Raw genomic sequence first — 24,057 nt, 5'->3', positions numbered from 1 at the left:
GGAAGAACTTATCCAGGTGCGTAGCAGTGCTTATACCCAACTTTGAAGAGGAGGGGTATTAGCAATGATAGCATTCGGATAAATTACAGGTTATATTACAAAGTTATTTGCATCTAACCTGTAAAATTTTTTTTATTATTTGTGAAATTTAGAAAAAATACTCTGCTTTTTATTATTTTTTAAATTATCTTCAGGTTTAGTATCTTCAATTTTGCTTTTTATCAAATCTTTTTGATCACGGGCTATATTTTTAATTTTTTGAGGTGCTAGAGGTGAGGTTATTACCTGGCCAAACCACAATAAGGCGTCATCCTCTTTACCTGTACGTCTGTACAGTTCTCCTATAAGGTACATGGTAGTAAATCTGTTCATACCACATATAGGAAAGTGTTCGCTAGAATAGGCATCGTTGAAATTTTCCAATGCATGTTTTAAGTATTCCAATTCACTTTTTTTATCTTCTTTAAGACGGTACATCCAGGCTATTTTTAGTAAATTAATTGCCTTTTTACTGGATTTAGCATTAATAACATGGTAATTTAAAAGGGATAGTTTGTACCTTTGTATTGCTAAGTTTATATCGTATACTTCAGGATAACATTTACTATGCCATTTAGGTGAAATTTCATTTCTTACTGTATTTGCATCAAAATCGTCTAGATGTTCAAAGTCAGTTTTTATGGCAGCATAACCGCAGGTATCACATACCCATACATCATAAAAATAAGGATTTATAATTGAATATCGTATAAAAAAGTCAGAGTCTTTTTTTAATATTCTATAGGAGGATTTTTTTATGGCCCTAGCATTAAATTTTGTATCGCAAACAGGACAAGTTATTTTTTTATTATAAAGCAACAATTTCTGTTTATCTTTTTCATATAGTTCATCTTCATGAGCTGAAGTGTCTGAATTTGAAGATGTTTTTTCAAACATGTCTGTATCACCTCCAACAAATTAGTACAATTATTATATCAAAAATAAGCATTAAATTATACTGCTAAAATGATATGTTTTTGCTATATTTGGTATAATAGTATTGTAAGATTTGATGATAATATCTGTTGGGGGGTGAGTCTATATGGCTATAGGGGAATGGAAAACATTTTTAATACCGTATGATCAAGCTGTTGAAGAATTAAAAGTAAAATTTAAAAGTATAAGAAGAGAATATAGAAAAAGGAATGAATATTCGCCAATAGAATTTGTTACAGGTAGGGTAAAAGAGATATCCAGTATATTAGAAAAAGCCAATAAGTTTAATATACCATTAGATAGAATTGGATATGAGATAGAGGATATAGCGGGTATAAGAGTTATGTGCCAGTTTGTAGATGATATAGAAAAAGTAGTTGAGATAGTAAGAAACAGAAAAGATATGAGTATAATGTATGAAAAAGATTATATAACTAATGTGAAGGAAAGTGGTTATAGAAGTTATCATATTATAATTAAATATCCGGTTAATATGGCTGATGGAGAAATGGAAATATTAGCTGAATTTCAAATAAGAACACTTGCTATGAATTTTTGGGCTACCATAGAGCATTCTTTAAACTACAAATATAAACAAGATATACCGGATGATATCAAGTTAAAACTTAAAAGTGCAGGAGATGCAGCATTTCAGCTGGATCAGCAGATGCTTGAAATTAAAGATGAAATAAAAGACGCTCAAAAACTATTTGAAGTAAAATCAAGTTTAGTTTCTGATATAATGAATAATATATTGACTTTGTCATCTATGGGTAAACTAGTTGAAGCAACCAGATATCAAGGTCAGCTAAACAAATTAATAGAAGAAGGAGAAGTGTTTGAATTAGTAAATTTATTAAGGGCCACAGAAAAATTACTCAGAATGTACAAATAATAAAAGTATATGTCTTAAAAAGAAACCACCAGTGTTCTGGTGGTTAAATAGGTTTAATTACTATATTTACAAGTCTTCCTTTTACTACTATAACTTTCTTTATATCTTTTCCCTCCAATAAAGGTTTAATATCCTCGTTGGAAAGAGATAGCTCTTTTATTTCTTCATCGCTTAAATTTGTAGGTATATTTACTTTAGCTTTAATTTTGCCATTTATTTGAATAGCTATTTCTACCTCTTCTTTTATTAAAGCTTTAGGGTCAAACTCAGGCCATTTTTCGTTAAATATAGAATAATTCTGTCCTAGTTTTTCCCATTGTTCTTCTGCAAAATGAGGTGCAAAAGGAGCTATTATTTTTATAAAATCAAGTATAGTGTCTTTTAAAAAGGATGTATTTTTATTATGTTCCTGCATGTATTTATAAAGTGAATTTGTGAATTCCATAATTCTGGCAATGGCTGTATTGAATTGAAACTTGCCGGCATCTTCTGATACAGATTTTATGGAAAAATTTCTTGCATAATTTAATTCTTTTTCTGCAGTACCCATGGTTTTATTAGCGTCTCCAGCATTTATAACTTCTTTTGCCATGGTTACAATTCTATCAATTCTATCTACAAATTTGCTCATAGATTTAATTCCATCATCATTCCAGGCTCCGCCTTCACTATAGTCAAAACCGAACATCAGGTACATTCTAAATACATCTGAACCATATTTTTGTATACAGTCATCTGGAGATATAGTATTACCTTTAGATTTACTCATTTTTTGTCCATCAGGTCCAAGTATTAAGCCTTGATGCCTCAAGGATAAAAAAGGCTCATCAAAACTTAAAAAACCCATGTCCCTAAGTGCTTTGGTGATAAATCTAGCATATAAAAGGTGCATGCATGCATGTTCTGGACCACCTACATACATATCTACAGGGAGAATCTTATTTATTTTATCTTTGTCAAAAGGTTTTTCAGTATTTTTATTATCAGCATACCTTAAATAATACCAGGAAGAACACACAAAGGTATCTAATGTATCAGCTTCTCTTTTAGCAGGTCCACCACAACTAGGACATGTGGTGTTCATAAACTCTTCTGATTTTAGCAAAGGAGATTTTCCATCAGGAGAAAATTGTACATCGTAAGGAAGTTCAACTGGCAGGTCATTTTCTGGTACGGGAACTGTACCACATTTTTCACAATGTATTATAGGTATAGGTGTTCCCCAATATCTTTGTCTTGATACAAGCCAGTCCCTTAGCCTATAGTTTATTTTTCCGGAACCTATACCCATATTCTCTAATTCTTTAGTTACGGCTTCTTTTCCCTCTGGAGTATATAATCCATTAAATTTATCGCTGTTTATCATTTTTCCATATTCTATATGTGGAAGAGAGGAACCGCCTTCTATGACTCTTTCAATAGGTAATTTATATTTTGAAGCAAATTCAAAATCTCTTTCATCATGAGCTGGAACTGCCATTACAGCACCTGTGCCGTAGGTATTCAGCACATAGTCTCCTATCCATATAGGGACTTTTCTTCCGTTTATAGGATTTATAGCGTAAGAACCAGTAAATATACCTGTTTTTTCTCTGGTAATTGATTGCCTTTCAATTTCAGTTTGCTTTTTAGCAGCTTCTCTGTATTTTTCTACTTCGTCCTTATACTCTTCTTTGGTTATACTGTCCACTAGATTGTTTTCAGGAGATATAACTACGTAGGTAACACCAAATAAGGTATCAACTCTGGTAGTAAATACATTGAATTCTATGTCAGAATCTACTACTTTAAAAGTTACATCTGTACCTGTGGATTTACCTATCCAGTGTCTTTGCATAGCTTTTGTTTTTTCCGGCCAATCTATGTTGTCAAGATCCTTAAGTAATTCTTCAGTGTAATCTGTAATTTTAAAGAACCATTGTGTTAAATCTTTTTTTGTGACTTCCGTACTACAGCGTTCACATTCGCCTTCTTTTACTTGTTCGTTGGCAAGTACTGTATTACAGCTGGGACACCAGTTTACAGGGGCATTTTTTCTATAAGCTAATCCATGATTGTATAATTGTAAAAATAACCACTGATTCCATTTATAATAATCAGGACGGCAGGTGACGACTTCATTTTCCCAATTAAACATAGCTCCCATAGATTTAAGTTGTTTTTCCATAGTATCAATATTTTTTTCAGTAGAATCTTTTGGGTGTATGCCGGTTTTTATAGCATAGTTTTCAGCTGGAAGGCCAAAGGCATCAAATCCCATTGGCTGGAATACATTGTATCCCTGCATTCTTTTCATTCTTGCCCAGGAATCCACAGGGGCATAGTTGAACCAGTGACCGGCGTGGAGGTTGCTCCCAGAAGGATAAGAAAACATTTCTAAAGTATATAATTTTTTATCTGATTTTTTTTCATCAAATGTATAAATATTTGTTTGTTCCCATTTGTTTTGCCATTTTTTATCTGTTTTAGTACTGTACATGATATTTTCTCCTTTACTTGTGATTTTATGAATTAAACAGATCTGATAAGAAACAGTAGTTTTCTAATAATCTTTAGTTGGACTTCCACATTTTTTTATTTCAGTATAGTTTTAGAATATAAAAAAGCTTTTCATCTCTTAAAATATAAGAGACGAAAAAGCTATTTTCCGCGGTACCACTCTAATTAAATCAATAAAATTGATTTCCCTCAAATAAATAACGGTTTTTACCGTATCTGATTTTTTCAGATAAGCTCTTAAGGTGAGTTCATATTCTGTTCACGCTGTTTTTCACCTTGCAACAGCTCTCTTTGGTGATATAAATACTACTATTCCTTCTTCAAAGCTAAGTATTGAATTATTTTACATTTTATAACATTAATTAACTTTTTGTCAAGAATTAATTTGTATAAGTCTGTATATAAATATAATTTTTTTTAAAAATTTTACTAATTATTGTAGTTTAAAAGTTATTTTAAAAGAGAACCCGTAAAATAAGAGTCCTCTTTTGGCTGCCCATGCTGGATTCGAACCAACAGATGCCTGTTCCAGAGACAGGTGCCTTACCATTTGGCGAATGGGCAATATTATGTGAATCTCAACACTAAATATTATATCATCATAAATTTATATGTCAATAGTTTCATTTTCATAAATTATAAATTATTTCAGAGCTTTTAATATATACTTGTTAATATAATTTATAAATAAAGTCAATAAGTAATCATATATTAAAAATACTATTTGTGTAACTATTATAATTAAATATAAATGGACTTTTATTTTTAAAAGTCCAGGGAAAAATAGACTATATAATAAGAATAATATTAGTAAGCATAAATTGAAAAACACTAATTTTAATATAATTTCAATAGGAAGTTTTCTAAGCTTCTCTATGTGGTATTTAGCTAATCCGTAAAGCCCAAAAAATACCACATAGGATAGTACTGTTAATTTTAATCCACATATTAAGATAGATAATAAGGAAGTTGACATATAAACCGCTACAGCATTTTTTTCATTTGTAATTATTACAGCTAAAGGTATAATAAATGAAGATAAAGCTAATAGATAAGCTTTGTTTATAGGAACTATCCCGCTTAAATACACTAAAATAACTCCTATTGTAGTTAAAAGACCTCCTTTGGCTATATAAGAGGTAGTATTTGAATTTTTAACCATACTGAAAACTCATCCCTTCTTCCTTCAATTAACAGCCTCCGCAATCTCCGCAATCGCAAAGGCAGTCCAGGCAATATAAAGTGGCACAAATATTGCATATGTCAGAATCTCTTCTTCTGGTGTCATAATAAGGTTGTCTGTAAGAGTTATTCATTCCTCTTAGTTTATTTAATGCGCTTTGATACTTAAAATTATTAGGTTCAAGATTACAAGCAGTAGTTAAATTATTATAAGCGTCATTGTACCAGGATCTTCTCATATTTAAAATTCCCATAAGATAATGCCACTCGGCATCTCTTGTATTAATTCCCATAAGTACTGATTCTGCATTTTTAATGTTACCATTATAAATGTCATTTTCTACAGATTGATAAATTGAAGAATTAGAATTACTATAGCCATGGTCAGTTTTGCTGCTGTTATATGTATTTTTTGGTGAGTTTTTCATTAAATAATCGTAAGCCTCATTTATTTCTCTCATTTTATCCTCAGCTAAATCCTTTAGAGGGTTATTACCGTATTGGTCAGGATGATATCTTTTTGCCAGAGTTCTATAAGCTTTTTTTATTTCATCTGTTGAAGCATTTTCATTTATTTCTAATATTTCATATGGATTTTTCATTTTTATAAACACCCCTTTTAAATACTCTATCCATTTTATCTAAAAGTCCATATTGCAGTATATTATAAAGTAATTCTTTATTCTTTTTTATAGGAAGTTTGTTGAAAATATTTATACATTGTGCAGCGCAAGTTCCTAAAATAAAATCTATTCTAGGTGTTATTTCTATTATAAAATTTTCATAACACAAGTTTTTATTATTAAAACAGGTATTTATAGCATTAAACTTATTTTTTGACATATCTTTTTTTAAGTCATCTAGTGCGTCTATAATATATATCCATTTTCCTAGGTTGTATCCAAGCAAGTATAGGTCTTCTTTAGTATCTTTATCATTATCATAAGATTTTAGTATAAAGCCTGTAAGATCTCCAAAAGGATGAGATAAAACGTCTATGGATTTATTTTTAAAGTTCTTTTCAAGTTTATATAAATCTTCAAGTTTGTTTTTTATAATTTCAAAAGTTTTTTTAAAATTTTCAGGCATATTATTTAAATATCTTTTTAAAAATAAAGATATTATTCTACTTTTAATAGAATTTTCGTCATTAACGTCATCTAAAAGTTTAAAGTAGCTTAGAGATATGTTGCAAAAAGCTGCGTATTTTAAAGGAACATTATCCTTTAAAACAGTTTTTTTATTTATTGGATGAAGTAAACATCTTTTCTTTATGTAAATTTGCTTATCATATTCAAGGGAATCTAAAAGTAAGGCCAAAAAAGTCATATCGTAATTCAGGGAAATTCTAGGTATATTTCCTGAGTTTTGTTTTATAGACATACATAGCCCGCAATAATAAGCTTTGAATTTTTCATAATCTTTTATCTTAAGTTCCATTTTACATGGTGTTACATAACCAAACATATAAATTTCCTATCCTTGTATATTTTTACCTAATATTTCATATATGGTTTCTGATGTGGTATCATCCAGAGAATAACCCAGTAAGTGTACTATTTCATGCAGTTCATGGTCATTTGTTGATTCTATTTCTAAATAAGGAAACGGACAGAAGGATGTTTCGTTTATGTCTATTTCAATTAAACTATGCTTGTATTTATAACTTTCTCTGTATTTCTTTATGGATTGTAATAGTTTTAGCCCTAAAGATTCAAAAATTTTTTTGCCTGCTTCTATATTTAATATTTCTGTTTCGTTTTCTTCCATTATTTTATATTTATTCTGGCACAAAAGTTTTTTAGTAGTCATATAAAAGTGAGTAGAATTATGCATTAAATCTTCTACAATTCTTATTCTGGCATAACCTTTATTTTTTAGCAATGTTCTGTCTTCAAAGTCATATATGTTATTTATTTGATTTTCCATTTTAACCTTTAAAGCATTTACTTTTTTAAGTCTAGTCCGTATGTTTTCAGGATCTATTTGTATTATTCTTGTTTCATATTCTTTCATAAGGTTTCACTCCATTTACAAAACTACTTATTTTGCATTATACCATAAAAGTGAGTTAGCATAATTAATTTAATAAAATAAAATTGTGAAAAAATTTTAAGCTTCTTTAGATAAGATATTAGTAAAAAATAAGAAACTTTCCCCAATTTGAGGAAAGTCTCTTAAAAGGTTATTATTCTAAGGAATTTGCCGAACCTAAAACATTATCTATTTTATCTTCAACTACTTTTTGTACAGCATCTCTTCCAGCACCTAAATACTTTCTTGGATCGAAAACTTTTGGACTATCTCCAAAGACTTTTCTTATGGCTGCAGTCATACTCAATCTTAAGTCTGTATCCATGTTTATTTTACATACAGCCATGCTAGAAGCTTTTCTAAGCATATCTATAGGGATTCCTTTAGCACCAGCTATATTTCCGCCATACTTATTGCAAGTTTCCACTGCTTGTGGATCCACGGCTGAAGCACCATGGAGGACAATAGGGAAGTTTGGTAAGTTTTCTTGTATTTTTTCTAATATATCAAATCTCAATTTTGGTTTGAAATTTGGCGGAAATTTGAAAGCTCCGTGGGAAGTACCTATAGCTATAGCTAAAGAATCTACGCCAGTTCTATTTACAAAATCTACTGCTTGTTCTGGATCTGTATATATATGAGATGAGGCGGATACTTCATCTTCAACTCCTGCAAGTACACCAAGTTCTGCTTCTACTACTACTCCGTGAGAATGAGAATATTCTACCACTTGTTTAGTTTGTAATACATTATCCTCATAGTCTAAATGTGAACCATCAAACATAACAGATGTAAATCCTGTTTCTATACATAATTTTACAGCTTCAAAATCAGGACCATGATCTAGATGAAGGGCAATATCTATTCCAGTTTCTTCTACAGCAGCATCTACCATAGCTTTTAGATATTTTGGTCCTGCATATTTTATTGCACTTGCTGAACATTGGAGAATAACAGCAGAGTTTTTAGCTTTAGCTCCGTTTACAACACCTTGAATTATTTCCATATTATTAATGTTAAAAGCACCTATTGAGTAATGTCCTTTGTAAGCCTTTTCAAACATTTTTTTAGTAGTAACTAACGCCATTTCCTATTCCACCCTTTCAATAATAAAATATTTTATGTTAAAATACATATATTCATAATAGGATTTTAAATACTAGTATTATTAATAATTAATTCCAATTTCAATTATACCTTACTATTTATTATTTTCTACAATTTAATTTTAAAAAAATTTTTAATTTAATAATCATGCTGATACTGTATTAAGTATATGCTATATACTTAATACAGTACTATAAGTATATGAAATATACACTTATAGTATAACATAAATATTTTATTTTTACTACAATATGAATATACTTGTATTTATTAGTAAATTTTATGCAGTTTTATTTGTAAATGTCATAAATTAAATCATTAGAATAAATTATGCATGTTTAGTTGCTGCATCTCAAGTATACCATAAATTGAATTTTTTATTATACTTATAGATATCAAGGATTCTTCTTTGCTTTTATATGTTATGTGCTGCATAAGTTTTGAAAGTTCGTTATTAATATCATCGATTTCATTATTGTTTGAAAAAATAGACAATCTTGGAGAATATTTTTTCCATTCTGCCGTAAGTTCTTCAGAATTTTTATAAGACTTATCCCAATCATTTGATTCAACGGCTTGCTCTATTTTCATATTTAAATTTTGTAATTTTGCACACATGCTGTTTAAATAGTGTATAGAAAATATTATAGAAAATAACATTAAAATAAATATAGAAAAAGATACTATTGTACTTTTCATTTAATCACATCCTAGTTACTTTTTTCTTTTAACTGATAATAAAATTTTCCTTTTGAATCCAGAAGAGCTATTAATATGTCTTTTATAGAGTAAATACTATTTTTTTTCAGCATCTGGTAAAGCCAATCTTCATTTTTATTTGCTCTAATTAAATTTCTTGAGTTTATTTTTCCGTCTAATACAAGAGTTATGGGTAAAGTATCCTGGGGAGATTTTATTTTTAAATCTGCCCTAGTTACAGGGGCAAGTTCTGTTTTGGGAATAATTGAAAGTTGACCGCTGGTTTCAAGTATTGCATATTCTATATCAGATAAATTATAGTATCCTTGCATTCTAAGCTCTTCCATTAAATCGTTTAGGTTAAATTTTTCATTTTTTAGTTCTTTTACGTTTAAGGTACCTTTTTCAATTAATATGCTGGGTTTACCATTGAATAATAATCTCATTTTTTCACTTTTTAGTTGGAATAGTGCCATTAAAGTCTGTAAGGTTAAAAGTGTTATTATAGGAATTATTCCATGAGTTATAGAAATTCTGGTATCTTGCATTGGAAGAGAAGCCAATTCTGATATCATTATTGCTATAGCTAATTCGAAAGGTTCCATTTCACCTATCTGCTTTTTACCCATAAGGCGCATAGATATTACAACTAGTAAATATAAAATGATGGTTCTAAAGAGTATTGTAAACATAAGACATCACCTTCTAAAATTATAAATTTTTGTTCTGAAAATTTTTATGGATAATTATATTTTTACATTTAACATAGAAAATTATAAGTAGAATTAGCACATTTTCGGTTAAATATAAAGTATAATAATATTACTAAAGGAGTTGAAATTTATATGAGCAATGAAGAGATTGAATTAAAGATTGAAGATATTGACGATTTTCAACAAAAAGAACAAGACAATATGTTGAAACTTAAACTAAATAGCAAAGATATACTAGTCAAGTATGGAACTAGCTTATATAAAATATTTAAAAATAATTATCCTACTCAAAATATACCAGTAGTATTAGCTAGGGTAAACGGGAAATATTTTGAATTTACTAATTTACTGAATGAATCTGGAACTTTTGAAATTGTAAACATAAAAGATAACTTAGGCAATAAAGCTTATGTAAGGACACTTCAATTTGTACTCATTAAATCTGTATATGATTTATTTCCAGAAGCTAAAGTTACTATAGAACATTCACTAAGTAAAGGTATATTTGGGGAGATCCATAAAGATACTCCACTTTCCAGTGAAGATATAAAACTTATAAAGAACAAAATGGATGAGATAATAAAAAAAGATATATACATAAAGAAGATAGAGATGAAAAAAGAAGAAGCTATAGAGATTTTTAAGAGTTATAATATGGAAGATAAAGTTAGACTTTTAAAGCATATAGATGGAGAAAAAGTAAAATTATATGAATTAGATGGAAGATATGATTATTTTTATGGCTCTATGGCATTTTCTACAGGGATATTGAAATTATATGACTTAATGTATTATGAACCAGGATTTGTGCTTAGATATCCTATAGAGTCGGATCCTTGTAATTTACCTGAGTTTATGGAATATAAAAAGTTAAGTAAAATATTTTATGAAACTGAACAATGGGGTAATATATTAGATGTAGGTGATGTAGGTTCTTTAAACGATATAGTAGAGAGTAAAGAAATTGTAAGTATGATAAGAGTGGCAGAAGCCCTTCATGAAAAGAAAATTGCATATATAGCGGACATGATAACTGCAAGAAAAGATGTAAAAATTGTATTAATTGCAGGGCCAAGTTCTTCAGGGAAAACTACCTTTGCAAGAAGACTTTCAATACAACTAAGGGTAAATGCCATTAGGCCAATTCCAATTTCACTAGATGATTATTTTGTAGATAGAGAACATACTCCTAGAGATGAAAATGGGAATTATGATTTCGAATCTATACATGCTATAGATATAAAGCTTTTTAATAGACATTTAGAATCTCTTATGGAGGGAAAGGAAATTGAGATTCCATCATTCGACTTTATAAAAGGAATGAGAAGGTGGAGCGGTAAAAAGGCAAGGCTTCCAGCTAATGGCGTAATTATAGTTGAAGGAATACATGGATTAAATGAAATGTTGACTTCTGCTATACTGGCCAAAAATAAGTTTAAGATATATATAAGTGCTCTCACCCAGTTGAATGTAGATAATCACAATAGAATAGCTACCACCGATGTGAGAATAATAAGGAGAATTGTCAGGGATCGTCTTTATAGGGGATTCAGCGGGGAAGATACATTGAAGATGTGGCCTTCTATAAAGAGGGGAGAAGAGAAGAATATATTTGTATTTCAGGAAAATGCTGATGTTATGTTTAATTCTACCCTAGTGTATGAGCTTTGTGTATTAAAAGATTATGCCTTGGAAGAATTATTAAAAATAAAAAATTCCAGCCCTGTATACTATGAATCATCAAGACTTAAAAGTTTTCTCCATTTTTTTAAATCTGTAGATATAAAATTTGTTCCTGATAATTCTATCTTAAGAGAATTTATAGGAGGAAGTTGTTTTTAAAGCTTAATATATAATTTCTAATAGCTGCATTATTTGCAGCTATTTTATCATTTATACTAATATTTATCTTTATATGTTATCTAACTTATCCTAAGACTGCCATTGCTAACATGGAATATACCCATTTGTTGACAGATAGTATTTATTTGCAATAAAATGATATGGAACATATGTTGTGGAAAATAATTACTATGAGCTAAGATTAACGTGTATTATAAGGGGGGACAATATGAAAATGTCAGAAATTCTAGAAATTAAAGAAGCAATAAAAAAATATGTAAAAAATGGATCAAGTGTTATGTTTGGGGGATTCTTGGGAAGTAATACACCATTAATGGCAGTGGATAAGCTGGTGGAGCTTCAAATAAGTGAGTTAACACTTATATCCTCAACAAACTCATTTCCAGGGGGAGGATTCGATATAGGGCTGCTTTTTGATCATGGGCTTGTAAAGAAATTTATAGGTTCTCATATAGGAACCAACCCAACTGCAGTAAAACAGTATATAGAAGATAAGCTTGAAGTTGAGTACTATCCTTTAGGAACTTTTATTGAAAAAGTGCGCTGCGCTGCAGCAGGATTAGGAGGTATTTTAACACCTGTGGGAGTAGGTACATTAATAGAAAAAGGTAAGAGAATAATAAAAGTAGAGGGAAAAGAGTATTTGTTAGAAACTCCTTTAAAAGCGGACATAGCTATAATTAAAGCGCAGAAATCGGACAAGATGGGGAATCTTGTTTATAGAGGTACACCTAATGCCAGCCCAATAATGGCAGCAGCTGCAGATATTACAATAGCCGAAGTTGAAGAAATAGTGGAAACTGGAGAGATCAGTCCAGAGGAGATACAGACTCCTGGAATTTTTATTAATGCAATATGTGTGGGATATAGTTATGAGCAGTATCAGTATAAGATGAGGCAAATGTGGAATAGGATATATAAGTTCAAATGATATTTTGATAGGGGGATTATGAATGAATATAAAAAATAAAATAGCTAAAAGAGCTGCTCAAGAATTAAAAGATGGAATGATAGCTAATCTTGGATTTGGCATTCCTATTTTAGCGGCAAACTACATTCCAGATGGAGTAAATGTTATATTACAATCTGAAAGTGGAGCCTTAAACTTTACATCAAGTGTAAAGTATGGAGAAGATGATCCGTTTTTTTGTGGAGCGGGTGGAGCACCGATAACTGCATTACCAGGATGTTCTATAGTAGATTTAGCTACATCTTTTTTAATATTAAGAGGAGGTCATGTAGATATAACAATATTAGGTGCCCTAGAAGTAGATTCAGGTGGAAGCATAGCTAACTGGGGAATCCCATATGGAAATGACAAATATGTACCGGGGTTTGGAGGAGCTATAGATATACTTGTGGGAACTAAAAAAGTAGTAGTTGCTATGACACATAAATCTAAAAATGGTTTGTCTAAAATTAAGGAAAAATGCTCTTTACCTATTTCAGCCGTTGGGGTAGTGAATTTAATCATTACAGAACAAGCTGTAATAGAAGTTACGGATGAAGGACTAGTTTTAAAAGAAATAGCTCAAAAAAGCACGGTAAATGAAGTAATTAAAAATACTGAAGCTAAGTTAATTATTTCAGATAATTTAAAGGTAAGTCATATTCTATAAATAAATTTTAATTATAATCATAAATATATTTATAGTTAAATATATTTATATTAATCAATACTTTTGTATAAGTGGAAAAAATTAAATTTTTTATATTGCAAAAATCAAAAGTATCTGATAAAATAAATGGAGATAAAATGGAAAGTTATAGCAGAGGATATAAGATTGTTAAAAAAAGAACAAAAATAACAAGTTTTATGGAATTATGAATATCTAGAGAGGGTCTTAATGCTGATACATAGAGGATTCCCATTTATATTTTTGTTTTCAGTAATTTGTAAAAATTATGTCTAAACAAGGGAAAATCCTATGATATATATTTTAGTGATAAGAAGGAATTATTTCTTATCTGTGCAGTAGAGTTATGCTCAGGACTAAAATAATTTAAGAAAGAAGGTGAGAATGTGTGGACATTATATCCAGAAGATATTGTTACTGAACGAGGATTAGTAATGGTAATTACGGGTAATGGTAAAGGAAAAACAACATCTGCATTTGGTCAAGCTTTACGTGCCATTGGTCATGGGTATAAAGTACTGATTATTCAATTTATGAAAGGAAGAAAATATGGGGAGGTTCTGGCTGCAGAAAAATATTTGTCGGATCTTACAATTATTCAATGTGGTCTTGATAGTTTTGTAACGAAAGATAACCCGGATCCAGTAGATCTTGATCTTGCTAAACAGGGTATGCAGAAGGCTCAAGAGGCTGTACAAGGTGGACAATATGACCTAATTGTTTTAGATGAAATTAATGTTGCTGTTGATTTCAAGTTAATTCCTGAACAAGAGGTAATAGATTTAATTAGGAAAAAGCCGTTTGAGTTAACCTTGTTATTAACCGGGAGATATGCTTCGGATAAAATCAAAAAGGTTGCAGATATGGTAAGTGATGTAAATGAAGTTAAGCATCATTATAAAGCTGGAATTGAAGGTCGGGCTGGCATAGAATACTAATTGTTAGCTGAAAATTCTAGTATATTTAAGTGCTTATTGTTATTAATTTTAATTTGATTTTTTAATAAAAGCTTAGTAAGAAATTATAGGTTTTGATTTAAAAAAGTATCTTATGTAACCGCGCTATTAGCCGGGAAATATATTTATAAATTACTACTTAATAGAGAGGTTCTGTAAGATATTTCTCTAAACTAAGAAATGGGGGGAATAGAAATTGTTTGATAAAGAATTTCTTGATAAATCTAGTTTGTTATACAAAAAATGGGAAGAAGAAGTTAAAAAGACAGTTGCTAAACATGCAGATCAAAAAGAAGAATGGACTACGGTTTCTGATTTGCCGATAAAGAGAATATATGGTCCTGAAGATGTTAAAAATACAAGTTTTGAAAACGATATAGCATATCCAGGTCAATATCCATTTTTAAGGGGCAATCATCCTACTGGCTATCGTGGGAAATATTGGACATTTAGGATGTTTTCTGGTATGGGTACAGCTGTAGAAACTAATAAACGATGGCATTATCTTTTATCTACGGGGCAGACTGGTTTAAGTACGGCTTTTGATTTCCCAACTCTTATGGGTTATAATAGTGATTCTCCAAAAGCTAAAGGTGAAGTTGGAAAGTGCGGAGTGGCTATAGATACTATTGAAGATTTTCAGGATCTCATTAAGGGGATCCCTTTAGATAAGATAAGTACGTCTATGACTATTAATCCTCCAGCAACTATATTGTGGTCTATGTATTGTGCATCAGCACAAATTCAGGGTATTCCTCTTACTAAGATAAGCGGAACTATTCAAAATGACATGTTAAAAGAATTTATTGCCCAGAAGACTTTTATGTGTCCGCCTGAACCTTCAGTAAAGCTCATTAGTGATACTATTGAGTTCGGTACCAAATATGTACCTAGATGGAATACTATAAGTATAAGTGGATATCACATTAGGGAAGCTGGATCAACTGCTGTTCAAGAGTTAGCTTTCACCTTGAGAGATGGTGTGGAATATGTAGAGGATGCTGTTAGGCGTAAAGGATTGAATGTTGATGATTTTGCTCCAAGATTATCTTTCTTCTTTAATTCTCACATTGACTTTTTCGAGGAAATTGCCAAAATGAGGGCTGCACGTAGAATGTGGGCCAAGCTTATGCGTGAACGTTTTAAAGCTAAGGATCCTCGTTCTTGGTGGATGCGTTTCCATACTCAAACTGCGGGATGTTCTTTAACTGCTCAACAGCCTTATAACAATGTTATCAGAACTGCGGTTGAAGCATTAGCAGCCGTTATGGGAGGAACTCAGTCGCTTCATACTAACTCATTAGATGAGGTTTTATGTCTGCCTTCAGAACATGCGGTTCAAATTGCTTTAAGAACCCAGCAAATCTTAGCAGAAGAAACTGGTGTGGCTAATACTATAGATCCATTAGCTGGATCATATTTCGTTGAATCTCTTACTAATGAAATGGAAGAGAAGGCATGGGAGTATATTAATAAGATTGATGAAATGGGTGGAATGGTTTCAGCTATAGAAAAAGGATATCCACAAATGGAAATATCTGATGCGGCTTATAAGTTCCAACAGCAGATTGATGCAAAGAAAAAGGTCTTTATTGGTATTAATAAATATGTTGAAGAGGATGAAAAAGTAGATATTCCAATGGTAGAAATTGATGAATCTGTGGAAGCTGAACAGCTTAAACGTTTGGCTGAAGTAAAAAGAAAACGTGATGACCATCAGCTTGCTAAAGCTCTTAAAGACTTGGAAAATGCGTGTAAGAAAGGTGATAATGTTATGCCTTATTGTATTGAAGCAGTTAAAAGCTATGCAACTGTTGAAGAGATTTGTAATGTTTATCGAGATGTTTACGGTGAATACCGTGATCCTGGTATATATTAATCAAATAACTGAGGGAGGTAAATGTTATGTCAAATAGAAAAATTCGTGTATTACTTGCTAAACCAGGACTTGATGGTCATGATCGTGGGATCAAAGTACTTGCAAGGTGCTTCCGTGATTCTGGCTTTGAGGTAATTTATACAGGTTGTCATCAAACACCTGAACAAATTGTATCCGTTGCCATTCAGGAAGATGTGGATGTAGTTGGTCTAAGCTGTTTATCAGGTGCACATAAGGCTTTATTTCCAGAAGTAACTAAGCTTTTAAAGGAAAAAGGAGCTGAAGATATAAGTGTTTTCGGTGGCGGTATCATCCCAGAACAGGACATGCCAGCTTTGTATGAAGCAGGAATTAAGGCTATTTTTACACCAGGGAGTCCTCTAGAAGAGACTGTTAACTGGATTAAGAATAATGTAACTCCAAGGATGTGAACATGATGAATGAATTGAGTAAAAAAGTTCTATCAGGAGATGTGCGTACAGCTTCTCATATCATAAGAAACTTGGAAGATCAAATAAGTGGTACTGATGTAGTTATGAGAGAACTATTTACTGCAGCTGGCTGCTCCCACATAATAGGACTTACTGGTGCACCAGGGGCAGGGAAAAGTACATTGATTGATGAACTTATAACTGCATGTCGTAAAGAAAAAAAAACTATTGGTGTATTAGCGGTTGATCCAACTAGTCCATTTACTGGTGGAGCTATTTTAGGAGATCGAGTTCGTATGTTGAATCATTCTGAGGATAAGGATGTATTTGTAAGAAGTCTAGCCACAAGAGGTTACATGGGTGGATTATCAAAGGCTGTTGGTGAAGGAATCCATGTCATGGAGGCTCTGAAAAAGGAAAAAATTATTGTGGAAACCTGTGGAGTGGGACAACAAGAAGTAGATGTTATAAATCATGCCCATACAGTGGTGGTTGTTCTAGTACCTGGTATGGGTGATGAGATTCAAGCTATTAAAGCAGGTTTAATGGAAATTGCCGATATTTTTGTCATAAATAAGGCAGATAGAGATGGTGCCGGTAAGCTCTATCAGGAACTGATAAACATGATATCTATGTCTTCGAAAAGTGGGAATTGGAAAATACCTGTTGTTAAAGTAACTGGTTTTAATGAACCTAAAAAATTTTCACAAAATGTTGAAGAATTACGTGACAGGATAGAGGAGCATTATCAATATCTAGTCCAAAGCGAACTTTTATCTAGTCGTGTGCGACGAAAGGCCACGGCTGAACTGAATGAGGTGCTCTGGGCCAATATTCTTCAGCCTGTGTTAAACAAGCTTAATGCAGATGGAGAAATGGAAAAAATGATTAATAAATTAATTAGCAAAGAAGCGGATCCATATACACTAGCTGAGCAAGTATCACAAAGGTATATGAAAACGGAATTAATAAAGTAATTGTAGTTTTAGGTACAAGGAGGAAAATAAAGTATGAACTATACTCCAAAATCAGAAATTGATATGAGAATTTCCTGTTTTCAAAAAAAGCTAACAGAACAAGAACTTAATGGAGCATTTATTTTATTGAATAGTGATATGTTCTATCTTACAGGTACGGTTCAGAATTCATATCTGTATGTACCTGTTAGTGGTGAACCGGTACTTATGGTGAAGAGGAGTTTACGACGAGGAAAAGATGAATCACCTCTTAAAAATATTGTGCCAATTAAAAATCCTAAACAAATTCCTGAGATCTTATCAGAATTTGGTTATAAAGATTTTAGAAAAATAGGATTTCAGTTAGATGTAATACCATTTAATATTTATAAAACGTATAAAAACATTTTCCCTAATGCTGAATTTTATGATGTTTCTGGCATTGTTAAAGGAATGAGAGCTATAAAATCGCCTTACGAAATAGAACTTTTACGTAATGCTGTTAGTGTAATTGATAAGGCATTTTTGGCTGTACCTTCTTTTTTAAAAGAAGGGATGTTAGAAATAGAGTTGGCAGCATTATTTGAGGCAGAAATGCGTAAGCGAGGTTATTCAGGCTGTAGAACTAGAGCATTTAATCAGGACTTCTTTTATGGCAATGTATGTACAGGAGATAGTGGATTTTATCCTAGTTTTTTTGATGGACCAGTGGGAGGATCGGGTGTCTCGCTGTCCTTTCCTCAGGGCGCTGGGTGGAAAAAAGTAAACCGTAATGAAGTGGTTTATATAGATTATACTTGTGTTATTGACGGTTATGCGGGTGATCAGACGAGAATATTCTGTATGGGGGAACTTAATCCTCGTATGGTAAAAGCGTTTGAAGATGCGGTTTATATTGAATCAGAGGTAGTAAAAGCTATGAAACCTGGAATATCAGCGGAGGAACCCTATTTTCTTGCTCTGAAAATGGCAGAAGAAATGGGATATAAGGATAACTTTATGGGTTATAAAGAGGATAAGGTTAAATTTTTGGGGCATGGAATTGGCTTGGAGTTAGATGAATGGCCAGTACTGGCAAAAGGATTCAAAATGCCTATTATGCCAGGAATGGCTTTTGCATTAGAACCAAAATTTGTATTTCCGGAAGGAGCGATTGGTACAGAAAGCAGTTTTATCATGACAGAAGATGGACCTGAAAATATGACTAAAATTCCTGAAATAATTACTTATCTGAAATAATTTTACGGAAAATCAAGTTTATATATGTAAATATGGATTAAGAAAGAGAGGGATATAAATTGAGTAAGCCTAAAAAAATTACACTAAAAGAGGCGGCTGCATTGATAAATGATGGTGATCAGATTGCTTTTAGTGGTTTTACTATTTGGAGACGTCCTGTGGCGCTTTGCTACGAAATAATTAGACAAAAGAAAAAAGATTTACACTTATTTGAAGTGCAGGGTGGATTCCACAGTGATTTGTTGATTGGTGCAGGCTGTGTTAAAATATGGGAAGGCGCTTTTATGGGCCAGGAAATGCTGGGTAAAATAGGGGAGAATTTATCACGTAAGCAGATTAATGGGGAAATTTTAGTTGATGATTATAGTCATGGTCACAATGCTGGACGATTAATGGCAGGAGCATTGGGATTGCCATTTTTCCCTTGTACATTGGCTATGGGAAGTGATATTTTCAATCCAGAATATGATCAGTTAGCTAAAGCTGGTCTAAGAGATGGAAAACATCGTAATATCCCGGCTAAAAAATATGTAATGATAGATGATCCATTCTTTGGTAGAGGAGAATGTGCAGTATTTCCTGCTGTAAATCCTGATGTAGGTTTAGTTTATGCACCTATAGTAGGCGATGAAGGCACTGTACGTGTACTCTCTCAGACTTATAATGATGAAGAAGTTATTAAAGCTTGTAAAAAAGTAATCGTAATATGTGAAGAAGTTGTACCCGATGAATATTTGAGAAGAGATCCTACTGCAAATATAGCTTCAGGTTATCAGATTGATTATGTGGTTGAATGCCCATGGGCAGCTCACCCAACTGGATCACAGTTCTACTATGATACAGATGCCGAATTCTTAAAGAATTTTAATAAGGTACGTAGTCAGGAAGCATTTGATGAATTTGCTGATGAGTGGATATTCGGTGTTAGCAGCCAGGAAGAATATCTAGAAAAATTGGGAGTGAAAAAGCTAGAAGAACTGCGTGCAAGTTCTATTATGGGTTATTCAACTAGGGTAAAGAGGGGGAAGAGATAAATGAGTAATTCTGCTGAATACTGTAAACCAGGTGAGTTTAAACCTATAGATTTATTGGCTGCTGCAGCTGCTAGGGAAGTTCATGATGGTGATGTTGTTTTTGCAGGAACTGGATTACCTATGTTAGCCATAACTTTGGCTCAACATGAACATGCTCCAAATTCTGTATGTGTATATGAAGCAGGTAGTATTGACGGAAGGCCGTTAGATATGCCAACTTCTGTTGGTGATGCACGTTGCGCTTATCAGGCTTCCAGAGCTTCTGGATTGTTTGATGCATTTTATGGTCAGCTTGGCAGAGGATATGTTGATCTTGGGTTCTTGGGAGGAGCTGAAATTGACAAATATGGAAATGTAAATTGTACAGTAATTGGTGATTATAATCACCCTAAAAAAAGGTTTAGTGGAAGTGGTGGTAACTCCGACATCTGTGCTTATGCAAAAAGAACTGTATTTATTATGGTACAGGAAAAACGTAGATTTAAAGAGCATGTTGATTATATAACTTCACCTGGCTGGAAAATAAGGAAATGGCCTTCTGGAGAATGGAGTTCAAAACAAGAAGTTTATGGTTCATACTTTCAAGGTGGAGTTGCTGGTGTAATTACCGATATGGCTGTATTCCGTTTTGATGAAAATGGAGAGATGTACCTTGAAACAGTACATCCTGGATTTACCGTGAAGGATGTTACTGAAAATGTTGGTTTTGATCTCAATGTGTCAAGGGTATCTGGAGAAACATTACCTCCTACCAAGAAACAAGTTGAATTACTTTACAATAAAATTGATCCTGAAGGGATTTTTTTACCATAAAGTCTATTGCTTGGTAAAAAAAGGTTTTACTTGAATAAGAGCGCCTCTGACAAAATCATAATACTTATGTAGTCTTTTTAATAAATATATTAAGCAAGTAGTGTTATATTAGATAGTTCTCTAATGGCATTATTTGCTTAACTTTTTATTTATGTGCATTTATACATTATTCAATATTAATATTGACTTTGATTATTTTATGTGATATATTTTACAATAAATGATAGGTATTTTGTGAAAATTTAATACATAATATTAGGTGTTGTTATAACAGTTAATAGGGAAAATGTAAGAATGTAGCCCACCATTATTGTATAAGGGGATAAAATCTTAATTATATTGCTGGAAATGCAAAGGAATTAGGATTAATTTGAGCTAGAAGACCTGCCTAATATTTTTGTTAATTCTTGCGGTGGGGAAGATTTCGATTCTATATTACCTTAAGTATATGATGTATCTTATTTCTAACTTTAGATTATTATTTTAAGGTATAAAAAGAGAACTCTTTGGGTGTTCTCTTTTTATAAATATATACTACCTTTCTATAAAATAAATAAAAAGGTATTTTTATTTAAGCAAAAAACCTAAATTAAAGACTTGGCATAAATCTCTATGACTCTGACCAGAAATAAAGATTTTGCTCAACCTCAGAACTTAAATTTATGGCTTAATGCTAATTTTATTGGTACAAACTATCAATTTATTAGGGAAAAAATTTTATTTTAAAGGTGGTGTTGAAAGTTATTTTTATGAGATTATAGATTTGTATAAAAGCAGGACTATTAGTACAAATTATAGTATATGTTAAAATAAAATTGTAGAAATAATAGTTTATGACTAATTTCTGTATCGAGTTACTTTACTTTGTGAAGTCATAATTAATTATGTTAACTTATTCACAAAAGTGACTTACGAGTTTAAACGATTTTATAAATTTATTATACCATAAAATAACTATAAATTCAATTTTTATTATATAATATTATATAAAAACATCATGCAAAGAAAACGTTACCTAAACTAGACAATATAATTTAATGGAAAATAAGATAAAGTTTTAATTTTAAAGTTTAATTGTTACAAAAAGTTTTATTTAAAAATTATAAAAACAATTTTTCAAAAGGAGGCTTTAAAAATGATTTTTAAAAATTTGGAGGAGTTATACAAAAGTAAGGTTGTCAGCGCAGATGAAGCTGTATCTAAAATAAGTTGTGGAGATAGGGTGGTTTTTGGTAATGCCTGTGCATCAGCATTGACGCTTCTTGAAGCATTAGCTGAAAATAAGGAAAAGTATAGAAGTGTACAATTATATAATATGATACCTATGACTAAAAATGAACCATATGTTCAAGAAGGAGTAGAAAACCATATACATTACAACTCTCTATTTGTAGGAGGAGGAACAAGAGAAGCTATCAGTTCAGGTAGAGCAGACTATATTCCATGTTTCTTTCATGAAATACCAAGATTATTTAAAGAAGATTATATACCTGTAGATGTATCACTTATTAAAGTAAGCAAGCCTGATGAACATGGATTCTGTAGTTATGGAGTATCAACTGATTATATAAAGGCAGCCACAGAAAAGGCTAAACTTGTAATTGCAGAAGTAAGTGAAAATATGCCAAGAGTTTTTGGTGATAATTTTATACACATTTCTGATATTGATTATATAGTGGAAAGTTCCCGTCCAATGGTTGAGTTAAAACCTCCTAAAATAGGGGATGTGGAAAAAACAATAGGAAAATATTGTGCATCACTTATAGAAGATGGTTCTACCCTCCAGCTTGGAATAGGCGCTATTCCAGATGCAGTACTCCTGTTTTTGAAGAATAAAAAAGATCTTGGAATACATTCGGAGATGATATCTGACGGAGTTGTGGAATTAGTTGAAGCTGGAGTAATCACAAACAAGAAAAAGGCACTTCACCCTGGAAAGATAGTTGTAACCTTCTTAATGGGAACGCAAAGACTATATGATTTTGTTAATAATAATCCTATGGTAGAAGCTTATCCTGTAGATTATGTAAATGATCCTATGGTGGTTATGAAAAACTCTAAGTTAGTATGTATAAATTCTTGTGTAGAAATAGATTTAATGGGACAAGTATGTGCTGAAAGTGTAGGCTTAAGACAGATAAGTGGTGTAGGTGGCCAGGTTGATTTCATGAGAGGAGCTAGTATGGCTGATGGTGGAAAATCAGTTCTTGCTATATCATCTACTACAGGAGGCGGTAAGGTTTCAAGAATAGTTCCGTTCTTGAGTAAAGGTGCGGCAATCACCACTTCAAGGAATGATCTTCAGTATGTAATCACAGAATATGGTATTGCAAGGCTTAAAGGTAAAACATTGAGAGAAAGAGCAAGGGAACTTATAAAAATTGCACACCCTCAATTTAGAGATGAATTAATAACTGAATTTGAAAATAGATTTAATTGTAAATATTAAATTGTTGCTTTACAGCTTTAGGAGGAAGTAATAATGGCACAAACATCAGAAGGAATTCAAAGGATAGTTGATATTCATCATCCAGGTAAAAAAGAAGAAAACTACAAGGATGTTCAGAATTCCTCTACAGAAGAAATTAGAGAGATCATAACTAACAATGACTATGTTACAGTCACAGTGGAAAGTAATGATGTTCCTTTTAAAAAGAAAATGAATGAACTTACAGATAAACTATATAAACAGATAAAGGAAAGTAATGAGTTGGATGAGGCAATAAAAGCTAATTTGGAGGAACTGGGGTATGGAGAATAGTCGTAAAAAAGTTAGATTAGGTGATGTTTGTTCCCAAATAAGCAGAGGAATTACTCCAAAAGATGGTAAGAAAATCTATAAAGAATCTGGAATCCCGTTTGTAAGAAGTCAAAATGTATGTCACAATATGTTTGATTATAATGGACTTGTGTTTATTGAAGCCGATACGGCAGAAAAGATGAAAACCATAGAATTAGAACAGGGAGACCTACTGATTAATACAAATGTAAATTCTACTTTAAGATGTACTTTAGTACCTGAGGATATAGTAGGTGGAAGAGTAAATCAACATGTTTGTATAATGAGACCCAAGCATAATATTATAGACCCGGTTTTTTTAAAATATTATTTAATGTGGGAGAAAACTCAGGATCTACTGGTTTC

At 31.7% G+C, this 24,057-nt stretch carries 23 protein-coding genes, 1 tRNA gene and 1 other annotated feature; of the genes, 14 read left to right on the top strand and 10 right to left on the bottom strand.

Features of this window, described 5'->3' with window-relative positions:
• Positions 1-135: 135 nt before the first annotated feature.
• On the bottom strand, positions 136-936 hold the full coding sequence (locus tag ACJDU8_RS19205; RefSeq protein WP_406793782.1) for a DUF2225 domain-containing protein: 801 nt from the start codon (positions 934-936) through the stop codon (positions 136-138).
• A gap of 145 nt (positions 937-1,081) precedes the next feature.
• Here ACJDU8_RS19205 and yjbM point away from each other — a divergent pair, with 145 nt between their 5' ends.
• The gene (gene yjbM, locus ACJDU8_RS19200) at positions 1,082-1,870 is read left to right on the top strand and encodes a GTP diphosphokinase (RefSeq protein WP_406793781.1); all 789 of its coding nucleotides are present in this window, start codon (positions 1,082-1,084) and stop codon (positions 1,868-1,870) included.
• Between the two features lie 43 nt (positions 1,871-1,913).
• Here yjbM and leuS read toward each other — a convergent pair whose 3' ends face one another.
• From leuS to ACJDU8_RS19155, 9 genes are all read right to left on the bottom strand, one after another.
• Entirely contained in the window at positions 1,914-4,349 is a 2,436-nt protein-coding gene (gene leuS, locus ACJDU8_RS19195; protein ID WP_406793780.1) for a leucine--tRNA ligase, read from the bottom strand.
• Between the two features lie 145 nt (positions 4,350-4,494).
• Positions 4,495-4,702, bottom strand: a binding site (T-box leader).
• Between the two features lie 156 nt (positions 4,703-4,858).
• Positions 4,859-4,933 (bottom strand) — tRNA-Gln (locus tag ACJDU8_RS19190).
• 79 nt (positions 4,934-5,012) lie between these two features.
• Positions 5,013-5,531: a hypothetical protein gene (locus ACJDU8_RS19185; protein WP_406793779.1), complete on the bottom strand. Its 519-nt coding sequence runs from the start codon at positions 5,529-5,531 to the stop codon at positions 5,013-5,015.
• 28 nt (positions 5,532-5,559) lie between these two features.
• Complete coding sequence (locus tag ACJDU8_RS19180; protein WP_406793778.1) at positions 5,560-6,153, bottom strand: J domain-containing protein; 594 nt, start codon at positions 6,151-6,153, stop codon at positions 5,560-5,562.
• Entirely contained in the window at positions 6,137-7,018 is an 882-nt protein-coding gene (locus tag ACJDU8_RS19175) for a DUF5685 family protein (protein ID WP_406793777.1), read from the bottom strand. Before ACJDU8_RS19175 ends, ACJDU8_RS19180 begins: the two co-directional genes overlap by 17 nt.
• A 9-nt stretch (positions 7,019-7,027) precedes the next feature.
• A complete protein-coding gene (locus tag ACJDU8_RS19170; protein WP_406793776.1) occupies positions 7,028-7,567 on the bottom strand; it encodes a class IV adenylate cyclase in 540 nt (179 codons plus the stop codon).
• Between the two features lie 172 nt (positions 7,568-7,739).
• The gene (gene fba / locus ACJDU8_RS19165) at positions 7,740-8,672 is read right to left on the bottom strand and encodes a class II fructose-1,6-bisphosphate aldolase (RefSeq protein WP_406793775.1); all 933 of its coding nucleotides are present in this window, start codon (positions 8,670-8,672) and stop codon (positions 7,740-7,742) included.
• Positions 8,673-9,010: 338 nt separating this feature from the next.
• Complete coding sequence (locus ACJDU8_RS19160) at positions 9,011-9,391, bottom strand: DUF4363 family protein (protein WP_406793774.1); 381 nt, start codon at positions 9,389-9,391, stop codon at positions 9,011-9,013.
• Positions 9,392-9,402: 11 nt separating this feature from the next.
• Entirely contained in the window at positions 9,403-10,083 is a 681-nt protein-coding gene (locus tag ACJDU8_RS19155) for a YetF domain-containing protein (RefSeq protein WP_406793773.1), read from the bottom strand.
• Positions 10,084-10,305: 222 nt separating this feature from the next.
• Between ACJDU8_RS19155 and ACJDU8_RS19150 the strand changes: the two genes are divergently transcribed.
• From ACJDU8_RS19150 to ACJDU8_RS19090, 13 genes are all read left to right on the top strand, one after another.
• Positions 10,306-11,946, top strand: coding sequence for a nucleoside kinase (locus ACJDU8_RS19150; protein ID WP_406793801.1), 1,641 nt, complete (start codon positions 10,306-10,308; stop codon positions 11,944-11,946).
• A gap of 229 nt (positions 11,947-12,175) precedes the next feature.
• Positions 12,176-12,898 (top strand): CoA transferase subunit A, encoded by a 723-nt coding sequence (locus ACJDU8_RS19145; RefSeq protein WP_406793772.1) that lies wholly within the window; start codon positions 12,176-12,178, stop codon positions 12,896-12,898.
• A 22-nt stretch (positions 12,899-12,920) separates the two neighbouring features.
• A complete protein-coding gene (locus ACJDU8_RS19140; RefSeq protein WP_406793771.1) occupies positions 12,921-13,586 on the top strand; it encodes a CoA-transferase in 666 nt (221 codons plus the stop codon).
• Between the two features lie 404 nt (positions 13,587-13,990).
• Complete coding sequence (locus ACJDU8_RS19135) at positions 13,991-14,542, top strand: cob(I)yrinic acid a,c-diamide adenosyltransferase (protein ID WP_406793770.1); 552 nt, start codon at positions 13,991-13,993, stop codon at positions 14,540-14,542.
• Positions 14,543-14,756: 214 nt separating this feature from the next.
• Entirely contained in the window at positions 14,757-16,439 is a 1,683-nt protein-coding gene (locus tag ACJDU8_RS19130; protein WP_406793769.1) for a methylmalonyl-CoA mutase family protein, read from the top strand.
• 26 nt (positions 16,440-16,465) lie between these two features.
• Positions 16,466-16,870 (top strand): cobalamin B12-binding domain-containing protein, encoded by a 405-nt coding sequence (locus ACJDU8_RS19125; protein WP_406793768.1) that lies wholly within the window; start codon positions 16,466-16,468, stop codon positions 16,868-16,870.
• Positions 16,871-16,872: 2 nt separating this feature from the next.
• Positions 16,873-17,847, top strand: a complete 975-nt coding sequence (gene meaB, locus ACJDU8_RS19120; RefSeq protein ID WP_406793767.1) for a methylmalonyl Co-A mutase-associated GTPase MeaB — start codon at positions 16,873-16,875, stop codon at positions 17,845-17,847.
• 33 nt (positions 17,848-17,880) lie between these two features.
• Positions 17,881-19,065 carry a M24 family metallopeptidase gene (locus ACJDU8_RS19115; RefSeq protein ID WP_406793766.1) on the top strand — a complete coding sequence of 395 codons (1,185 nt, stop codon included), beginning with the start codon at positions 17,881-17,883 and terminating at the stop codon, positions 19,063-19,065.
• A gap of 59 nt (positions 19,066-19,124) precedes the next feature.
• Positions 19,125-20,099: a CoA transferase subunit A gene (locus tag ACJDU8_RS19110; protein ID WP_406793765.1), complete on the top strand. Its 975-nt coding sequence runs from the start codon at positions 19,125-19,127 to the stop codon at positions 20,097-20,099.
• Positions 20,100-20,912, top strand: a complete 813-nt coding sequence (locus ACJDU8_RS19105) for a CoA-transferase subunit beta (protein WP_406793764.1) — start codon at positions 20,100-20,102, stop codon at positions 20,910-20,912.
• A 1,135-nt stretch (positions 20,913-22,047) separates the two neighbouring features.
• Complete coding sequence (locus tag ACJDU8_RS19100) at positions 22,048-23,361, top strand: acetyl-CoA hydrolase/transferase family protein (protein WP_406793763.1); 1,314 nt, start codon at positions 22,048-22,050, stop codon at positions 23,359-23,361.
• Positions 23,362-23,394: 33 nt separating this feature from the next.
• On the top strand, positions 23,395-23,673 hold the full coding sequence (locus ACJDU8_RS19095; RefSeq protein ID WP_406793762.1) for a hypothetical protein: 279 nt from the start codon (positions 23,395-23,397) through the stop codon (positions 23,671-23,673).
• On the top strand, positions 23,663-24,057 hold a 395-nt coding region (locus ACJDU8_RS19090; protein WP_406793761.1), incomplete at its 3' end, for a restriction endonuclease subunit S. The genes ACJDU8_RS19095 and ACJDU8_RS19090, both read left to right, overlap by 11 nt.

It is taken from the genome of Candidatus Clostridium eludens (genome assembly GCF_045310515.1).
GTDB classification, from domain to species: domain Bacteria; phylum Bacillota; class Clostridia; order Clostridiales; family Clostridiaceae; genus Clostridium_B; species Clostridium_B eludens.
Note: the sequence above shows the minus strand (reverse complement) of the source record. Positions and strands in the feature narration are given on the sequence as shown.

Excerpts from the sequence above, each read along its gene's own strand:
- ACJDU8_RS19150 (WP_406793801.1), top strand. The coding sequence starts at position 10,306 with ATGTTGAAACTTAAACTAAATAGCAAAGATATACTAGTCAAGTATGGA.
- ACJDU8_RS19205 (WP_406793782.1), bottom strand. The coding sequence starts at position 936 with ATGTTTGAAAAAACATCTTCAAATTCAGACACTTCAGCTCATGAAGAT.
- ACJDU8_RS19100 (WP_406793763.1), top strand. The coding sequence starts at position 22,048 with ATGATTTTTAAAAATTTGGAGGAGTTATACAAAAGTAAGGTTGTCAGC.
- fba (WP_406793775.1), bottom strand. The coding sequence starts at position 8,672 with ATGGCGTTAGTTACTACTAAAAAAATGTTTGAAAAGGCTTACAAAGGA.
- ACJDU8_RS19140 (WP_406793771.1), top strand. The coding sequence starts at position 12,921 with ATGAATATAAAAAATAAAATAGCTAAAAGAGCTGCTCAAGAATTAAAA.
- ACJDU8_RS19155 (WP_406793773.1), bottom strand. The coding sequence starts at position 10,083 with ATGTTTACAATACTCTTTAGAACCATCATTTTATATTTACTAGTTGTA.
- ACJDU8_RS19105 (WP_406793764.1), top strand. The coding sequence starts at position 20,100 with ATGAGTAATTCTGCTGAATACTGTAAACCAGGTGAGTTTAAACCTATA.
- ACJDU8_RS19180 (WP_406793778.1), bottom strand. The coding sequence starts at position 6,153 with ATGAAAAATCCATATGAAATATTAGAAATAAATGAAAATGCTTCAACA.
- ACJDU8_RS19160 (WP_406793774.1), bottom strand. The coding sequence starts at position 9,391 with ATGAAAAGTACAATAGTATCTTTTTCTATATTTATTTTAATGTTATTT.
- ACJDU8_RS19175 (WP_406793777.1), bottom strand. The coding sequence starts at position 7,018 with ATGTTTGGTTATGTAACACCATGTAAAATGGAACTTAAGATAAAAGAT.
- ACJDU8_RS19095 (WP_406793762.1), top strand. The coding sequence starts at position 23,395 with ATGGCACAAACATCAGAAGGAATTCAAAGGATAGTTGATATTCATCAT.
- yjbM (WP_406793781.1), top strand. The coding sequence starts at position 1,082 with ATGGCTATAGGGGAATGGAAAACATTTTTAATACCGTATGATCAAGCT.
- ACJDU8_RS19115 (WP_406793766.1), top strand. The coding sequence starts at position 17,881 with ATGAACTATACTCCAAAATCAGAAATTGATATGAGAATTTCCTGTTTT.
- leuS (WP_406793780.1), bottom strand. The coding sequence starts at position 4,349 with ATGTACAGTACTAAAACAGATAAAAAATGGCAAAACAAATGGGAACAA.
- meaB (WP_406793767.1), top strand. The coding sequence starts at position 16,873 with ATGATGAATGAATTGAGTAAAAAAGTTCTATCAGGAGATGTGCGTACA.
- ACJDU8_RS19170 (WP_406793776.1), bottom strand. The coding sequence starts at position 7,567 with ATGAAAGAATATGAAACAAGAATAATACAAATAGATCCTGAAAACATA.
- ACJDU8_RS19125 (WP_406793768.1), top strand. The coding sequence starts at position 16,466 with ATGTCAAATAGAAAAATTCGTGTATTACTTGCTAAACCAGGACTTGAT.
- ACJDU8_RS19185 (WP_406793779.1), bottom strand. The coding sequence starts at position 5,531 with ATGGTTAAAAATTCAAATACTACCTCTTATATAGCCAAAGGAGGTCTT.
- ACJDU8_RS19145 (WP_406793772.1), top strand. The coding sequence starts at position 12,176 with ATGAAAATGTCAGAAATTCTAGAAATTAAAGAAGCAATAAAAAAATAT.